Genomic DNA, 6,164 nt, shown 5'->3' with positions numbered 1-6,164 from the left:
CTTGCCAGCGAAGGGCGCAACACGGTGTCAAGGCCTCAACCCTGCCACTTGCCCCCCTCGACAATCACGCTCTCCGGCTTGGTGTCATCACTCAGTTCCTTGCGCACGTACTGGTCATACAGCTTGAGCAGGTACTTCTGCTCGCCCAGGCGCGCCAGCTCGCTGTTGACCCAGTCACGCAGCTCGATGTTGCCCTTCTTCACTGCCGGCGCAATCGGCGCTTCCTCGCCCAGCTTCTCTTCCAGCACACGGTAGCCCGGGTTCTGCTTCGACCAGCTGAACAGGATCAGGTTGTCCTGCGCATACGCATCGCCACGGCCATTGGCCAACGCCTGCAACGACTCGGAGTTCTTCTCGAACTTGAGCAGTTTCCAGTCCGGATGGTTCCTGGTCAGCCAGATATCCGCCGTGGTACCGGTGGTGACGATGGTGGTCCGGGCCGCCAGGTCGTCCAGCGTCTTCACCTCGCTCCCCTCAGGCACCAGCGCCTGCACCGCCACGCGCAGGTTCGGGTTGGTGAACTCCACCGCTTCCTTGCGTTCCGGGGTCACGGTCATGTTGGCCAGGATCAGGTCGACCTTGTCGCTCTGCAGGAACGGAATCCGGCTGGCCGGCTCCACCGCCACGAACTCGACCTTGTTTTCGTCACCCAGCAACGACCTGGCCAGCTCGCGGCCGATGTCGGTGTCGAAGCCGACATAACGCCCGCTCTCGTCGACGAAACCGAACGGCGGCTTGTCGGTGAACACGCCAACGATCAATTTGTCGCGCGCCTTGATGGTCTCCAGGTAGCTGGTGGCAGGCGTCGCGCCACTGGCCGCCGGCTTGCTCGGCTCTGCGGATTTGTTGCAACCGGCCAGCACGGCCAGGGTAAACAGCGACAGCAGCAGTTTTGAAGCGTGGGCAGTCTTCATGAATGTTCCTTGAGAGGTGTCTTCTTGGGCAGGCTTTCAACAAAGGAGAATTTCTCCAGGAACTGCTGCGCGCGTGCGGTCTGCGGGTCCGTAAAGAAGCGCTCGGGTGGGTTCTGTTCAAGGATCCTGCCGGCCTCCATGAACACGATGCGGTCGGCCACCGCGCGAGCGAAGGCCATTTCATGGGTCACGATAAGCAAGGTCATGCCGTCACGGGCCAGGCCCTGGATCACCTGCAGCACTTCCTTGACCATCTCGGGGTCGAGTGCGGCGGTCACCTCGTCGAACAGCATCACCTGCGGGTTCATGCACAACGAACGCACGATGGCGATGCGTTGCTGCTGGCCGCCCGACAACTGACGCGGGTAGGCATCGCGCTTGTCCAGCAGGCCGACCCGCGCCAGCAGCGCCTCGGCCTGGGCCTGTGCCTCGAAGCGGTCGCGCTTCTGCACCTTGAGCGGGCCCAGCAGCAGGTTCTCCATCACGCTCATGTGACCGAACAGGTGGTAGCTCTGGAACACCATGCCCACCTGCTGACGCACCTGGCGCCAGTCGGTGGCCTTGCTCAGCAGCTCCTTGCCGTCGAGCGTGAGGCTGCCGCTGTGGGCCACCTCGAGGCCGTTGAGGCACCGCAGCAAGGTGCTTTTGCCACAGCCGCTGGGGCCGAGGATCACCAGCGCTTCGCCGCTGTGCACCTGCAGGTCGATGTCCTTGAGCACCTGCTGCTCGCCGAAAAACTTGTTGAAACCCTTGAACTCGATCAATGCGCTCATGCGTGTGTCCAGCGCCGCTCCAGCGCGCGCGAGGCGGCCGACAGCGGGTAGCAGATGAAGAAAAAGAACAGGAACAGCACGCCGTAGATCAGCACCGATTCATAGGTGCGCTCGATGATCTGCTGGCCGACCTTGATCACGTCCACCACGCCGATCAGCACCGCCAGCGAGCTGGTCTTGATGAGGCGCGTGTAGAGGTTGATGGTCGGCGGCGTCATGCGCTTGAGCGCCTGGGGCAACAGCACGTAGCCGTACAGCTGCCAGCCATCCAGGCCGATCGACAGGCCCGCCTCGCGTTGCCCGCGCGGCAGCGAATGCAGCGCGCCACGCACCACCTCGCCGACCTCGCTGGCGCCCCACAGCGACAGCACCAGCACCGCGCACCAGAAGCTGGGCAGGCTTACGGCAAAGAAGATCGGCAGGCCGAAGAACAGCAGGTACAGCCACACCAGCACCGGGATCGCGCGAAACAGTTCCAGGTAGATGCGCAGCAGCACGTTCACACTGCGCTTGCCCAGGGTGGCGAGCACGCCGTACAGCACACCACCGAGGGTGCTGAACACGATGCCCAGCGCCGAGATCGCCAGGGTCTGCCCCGCGCCCTTGGCCAGTTGCGGCAACGAGATCAGCAGCAGTTCAAGACCCGAACTGGCCATGTTGCATCCTCCTTTCCAGGCGGCTGAGCAGCAGCGACAACGGCAGAAACAGCAGCACGCAGATCAGCGTGAGCACCGCGAGCATTTCGTAGGTCTTGTAGTACAGGGCGATGTAGCTCTTGGTGGTGTAGAGAATCTCCGGCACCGCCACCGCCGAAACCACCGTGGTTTCCTTGAGCAGGAAGATGAAGTTGGCGAACAGCGCCGGCAGGCTGAGAATGCCCGCCTGGGGCAGGATCACATGGCGCAGCAGTTGGCCCTCGGACAGGCCGATCGAGCGCCCCGACTCCAGTTGTCCGGTGGGCACCGCATCGACGCCGGCGCGCAATACCTCGGTGAGGTAGGCGCCGCCCAGGAAGGTCATGGTGATGATCGCCGCGGCAAACCCCGAGACCTTCAGGCCCAGGGTGGGCAAGGCGAAGTACACGAAGAACAGCTGGATCAACAGCGGCGTGTTGCGCGCCAGTTCCACGTACAGGCCCACTGCCCGGTGCAGGTAAGGCGTGCGGTAGACCAGGATTGCGGTGTTGAGCACGGCCACCACCAGCGAGGTGGCGATGGCGATCAGGCCGACCTGCAGGGTCACCCCGACAGCCTTGAGAAACGCCGGCAATGTGCTAAGGATAAAAGCGACGTCGAAGCTCATGGAAGCGGCCTCGATGCACAAACGGGATTGCGCTGCATGGGGATGATCTCTAACCGGCCCGGGGGTAGACGGGCGGCGACGGGCTTGGGTTGGGTGTGCCGGTAAGCACTTGGGTAATACTCTAAAGCTATAAAAATATTTATTTAAATATCTTTATTGCATATTGATATCACGCAAATGGCTAACCGGAAAAATCCTTCCTCGCGCCGGGATCTTTCCTACAAAAACGCTATCCAACCGCTGCCGATCACGGCCCGTTAACCGTGCCTCTGACAAGGAAGATAACCATGAACAGCGCCAAGCCAGCCCTCGATCCTGCCGAATTGCTCAAACTGCTCACAGCGCTGCGCCGCGCGGTCAACACCGCCCGCTGAGCCGCTGCAACGCAAAAACGCCGACCCGGGTAACCGGCGTCGGCGTTTTTCAATGGGTGCTCTATCGGTCGGATCAGAACGCCGGCAGTACCGCGCCGCTGTACTTCTTCTCGATGAAGGTTTTTACCTCAGGGCTGGTCAGCGCCTTGGCAAGCTTCTGGATGGCGTCGCTGTCCTTGTTGTCCGGGCGGGCCACCAGGAAGTTGACGTATGGCGAATCGGAACCTTCGATCACCAGGGCGTCCTTGGCCGGGTTCAGGCCGGCTTCGAGCGCGTAGTTGGTATTGATCATGTCCAGGTCGACCTGGTCCAGCACGCGTGCCAGCATGGCCGATTCAAGCTCGCGGAACTTGAAGTTGTGCGGGTTCTTGACGATGTCCTTGGGCGTGGCCAGGGCGTTCTTCGGGTCTTTCAACTCGATCAGGCCGGCCTTCTGCAGCAGCAGCAATGCACGGCCGCTGTTGGAGCCCTCGTTGGGGATAGCGATGGTGGCGCCGTCCTTGAGCTCGGCCAGGCTCTTGACCTTCTTGGAGTAGCCACCGAACGGTTCGACGTGCACGCCGATCACGGTCTCGAGGTGAGTGCCCTTGCCTTCGTTGAAGTTCTTCAGGTACGGCAGGGTCTGGAAGTAATTGGCATCCAGGCGCTTCTGGTCGACCTGCACGTTAGGCTGCACGTAGTCGGTGAACACCTTGATTTCCAGGTCTACGCCTTCCTTGGCCAGGGTTGGCTTGATCAGTTCGAGGATCTCGGCATGAGGTACCGGGGTGGCCGCTACCACCAGCTTTTCGCCGGCCTGGGCAAAACCTGCAACCGACAGAGCGGCTGCCAATGCAGTCAACAACAGAGCCTTTTTCATGCGCAGTCCTTGTTCGAATAACGGCCATCGGTCGACGGCAAAAAGAGGGGGCCAGCAGTGTGCCAGCTGGCGTGATGCGGACAATACTTAGATTTTTTATTCCAGAACAATATCTTTTGCTTAGCTGCTTATTCCATTTTCAATTATGCACGGCGCATGGCTCAGGTAGCCGATTGCGCCAGGCGCGATGAAACCTGTTGCAACAGCGCCTGCAATGCGCTGCGCTCACCAGGCTGGCCCAGGCGGCAGAGCTGGTCGAGCTGGGCCGAAAGCGCCTGCAGCGGGGTTGGCAGGTTCAGGTGCTGCGGCAGAATCTCGTCGCCGCTGCTGACCAGCAACGCAAAGTGAATGACGTTTTCCAGCTCGCGGGTATTGCCCGGCCAGCTGTGCAGCTCCAGCACCCGCTGCGCGGCGTCGCTGAGCAGCGGCGGCACGGCCAGGTTCAGGCGCGGGCTGTAGATGCCGATGAAATACTCGGCCAGCGGCAGGATGTCGCCGATGCGCTCGCGCAGCGCCGGCAGCTCCAGCCGGCCTTCGTGCAGGTAGTGGTAGAGGCGGTCGTGGAACTTGCCGGCCTCCACGGCCTGGGCCAGGTCGATGCTGGACGCGGCCACCAGGCGTACATCCACCGGGTTGGGCTGCTGCGCACCGACGCGGATGACCTCGCGGTTTTCCAGCGCTGCCAGCAGCTTGACCTGGATCGGCAGCGGCAGGTCGGCGATCTCGTCCAGGTACAGGGTGCCGCCGTTGGCCGAGCCGAACCAGCCGGCGCGGCTGCTGGCGGTGCCGCTGTGGGCGCCGGCGCTGTAGCCGAACAGTTCGGCATCGGCGTAGGTAGGGCTGATGGCGCCGCAGTTGACCGAGACGAACAGGCCGCCACGGTCGCTGGCGCGGTGGATCTGGCGGGCCAGCAGTTCCTTGCCGGTGCCGGTCTCGCCACGGATCAGCACTGGCAGCGCCAGCGGCGCCAGCAGTTCGAGTTCTTCGCGCAGCTGGCGCGAGCGTGGGTCGACGAACACCAGCGCCTTGGCGCGGATGCTCAGCGGGCTCTTGTCGCTTTCGGGAAAGGTCAGCAGCGGCTGCCCGTAGGTATCGTGAAGGCTCATGGCGAACTCCCGCCCGGGCGACTCACGGCGCGGACGTTTTTAAATGAAGGTGGGCAGCACCGTTATCAGGCGCGGCGCAGTGCGTGCTGTTCCAGGCGGTTCTGCAGGCGATAGAGGTAGGCGAAGCCCTGCTCCCAGCGCCGGTGTCCGGACTTGACGTTGATATGCCCGGCGCCGCCGAGCACGCCGGCTTCGGCGCCCCAGGCGCGGGCCAGTTGCATGGCGCGTGGTGCACTGACGGCCGGATCGTTGTCGGAGGTAACCACCTGGCTGGGGAACGGCAGGCGGTTCTGCGGGATCGGTGCAAAGTTGCGCAGCGCTGGCGCGCAGGCCGGGCGTTCGACGTCGGCCGGGGCCACCAGCAAGGCGCCGCGCACCTGGCGCAGCAGGCTGGCGCTGGCGTCCGCGGCCCAGTGGGCGACGGTGATGCAACCCAGGCTGTGGGCGATCAGGATCACTGGCGAGGTGTCGGCGGCGATGGCCTGTTCGAGCGCGGCCACCCAGTCTTCGCGGCGTGGCGTGAGCCAGTCGGCCTGTTCGACGCGGGCGCTGTTGGGCAGGCTGTGCTGCCAGTGGGTCTGCCAATGATCGTCTGGCGATCCTTGCCAGCCCGGCACAATCAGGTAACGAATCGACTCATTGCGCATGGGATGCCTCCTGCTGGGTTTGCATTGCATGAGGGCAAGTATAGGGCGGGGGTTATATTCGTAAAGGAATAAGAAGCTATTTGTTAATAACTAAAAACCAGTTTTTTGCTGCCGATGGTCGCGCCAGAGATCCAATGCCGTGCAAACAGGGCTGACAACGGTGATCTAACAGGCCATGGTACGTTGCAG

General features: G+C 62.8%; 7 protein-coding genes. All 7 read right to left on the bottom strand.

Annotated elements, in window-relative coordinates; all coding sequences use genetic code 11:
- Positions 1–35: 35 nt before the first annotated feature.
- Positions 36–914 (bottom strand): transporter substrate-binding domain-containing protein, encoded by an 879-nt coding sequence (locus KUO17_RS24800; RefSeq protein ID WP_217978201.1) that lies wholly within the window; start codon positions 912–914, stop codon positions 36–38.
- On the bottom strand, positions 911–1,687 hold the full coding sequence (locus KUO17_RS24795) for an amino acid ABC transporter ATP-binding protein (RefSeq protein WP_217978200.1): 777 nt from the start codon (positions 1,685–1,687) through the stop codon (positions 911–913). Before KUO17_RS24795 ends, KUO17_RS24800 begins: the two co-directional genes overlap by 4 nt.
- Complete coding sequence (locus tag KUO17_RS24790; protein WP_217978199.1) at positions 1,684–2,343, bottom strand: amino acid ABC transporter permease; 660 nt, start codon at positions 2,341–2,343, stop codon at positions 1,684–1,686. The genes KUO17_RS24795 and KUO17_RS24790 overlap by 4 nt, the downstream gene beginning before the upstream one ends.
- The gene (locus KUO17_RS24785; protein WP_217978198.1) at positions 2,324–2,989 is read right to left on the bottom strand and encodes an amino acid ABC transporter permease; all 666 of its coding nucleotides are present in this window, start codon (positions 2,987–2,989) and stop codon (positions 2,324–2,326) included. The genes KUO17_RS24790 and KUO17_RS24785 overlap by 20 nt, the downstream gene beginning before the upstream one ends.
- 447 nt (positions 2,990–3,436) lie before the next feature.
- Positions 3,437–4,222, bottom strand: a complete 786-nt coding sequence (locus KUO17_RS24780; RefSeq protein ID WP_217978197.1) for a MetQ/NlpA family ABC transporter substrate-binding protein — start codon at positions 4,220–4,222, stop codon at positions 3,437–3,439.
- A gap of 161 nt (positions 4,223–4,383) precedes the next feature.
- Entirely contained in the window at positions 4,384–5,328 is a 945-nt protein-coding gene (locus tag KUO17_RS24775) for a sigma 54-interacting transcriptional regulator (RefSeq protein WP_217978196.1), read from the bottom strand.
- A gap of 65 nt (positions 5,329–5,393) precedes the next feature.
- Positions 5,394–5,975, bottom strand: a complete 582-nt coding sequence (locus KUO17_RS24770) for an alpha/beta hydrolase (RefSeq protein WP_217978195.1) — start codon at positions 5,973–5,975, stop codon at positions 5,394–5,396.
- Between the last annotated feature and the right edge of the window lie 189 nt (positions 5,976–6,164).

The sequence above is a fragment of the Pseudomonas aegrilactucae genome, assembly GCF_019168305.1.
In the GTDB taxonomy this organism is placed as follows: domain Bacteria; phylum Pseudomonadota; class Gammaproteobacteria; order Pseudomonadales; family Pseudomonadaceae; genus Aquipseudomonas; species Aquipseudomonas aegrilactucae.
This window is presented reverse-complemented; position numbering and strand designations above follow the sequence as displayed.

Bases quoted from the DNA above. Each gene is read 5' to 3' on its own strand.
- KUO17_RS24795 (WP_217978200.1), bottom strand. From the start codon at position 1,687: ATGAGCGCATTGATCGAGTTCAAGGGTTTCAACAAGTTTTTCGGCGAG.
- KUO17_RS24790 (WP_217978199.1), bottom strand. From the start codon at position 2,343: ATGGCCAGTTCGGGTCTTGAACTGCTGCTGATCTCGTTGCCGCAACTG.
- KUO17_RS24775 (WP_217978196.1), bottom strand. From the start codon at position 5,328: ATGAGCCTTCACGATACCTACGGGCAGCCGCTGCTGACCTTTCCCGAA.
- KUO17_RS24800 (WP_217978201.1), bottom strand. From the start codon at position 914: ATGAAGACTGCCCACGCTTCAAAACTGCTGCTGTCGCTGTTTACCCTG.
- KUO17_RS24785 (WP_217978198.1), bottom strand. From the start codon at position 2,989: ATGAGCTTCGACGTCGCTTTTATCCTTAGCACATTGCCGGCGTTTCTC.
- KUO17_RS24770 (WP_217978195.1), bottom strand. From the start codon at position 5,975: ATGCGCAATGAGTCGATTCGTTACCTGATTGTGCCGGGCTGGCAAGGA.
- KUO17_RS24780 (WP_217978197.1), bottom strand. From the start codon at position 4,222: ATGAAAAAGGCTCTGTTGTTGACTGCATTGGCAGCCGCTCTGTCGGTT.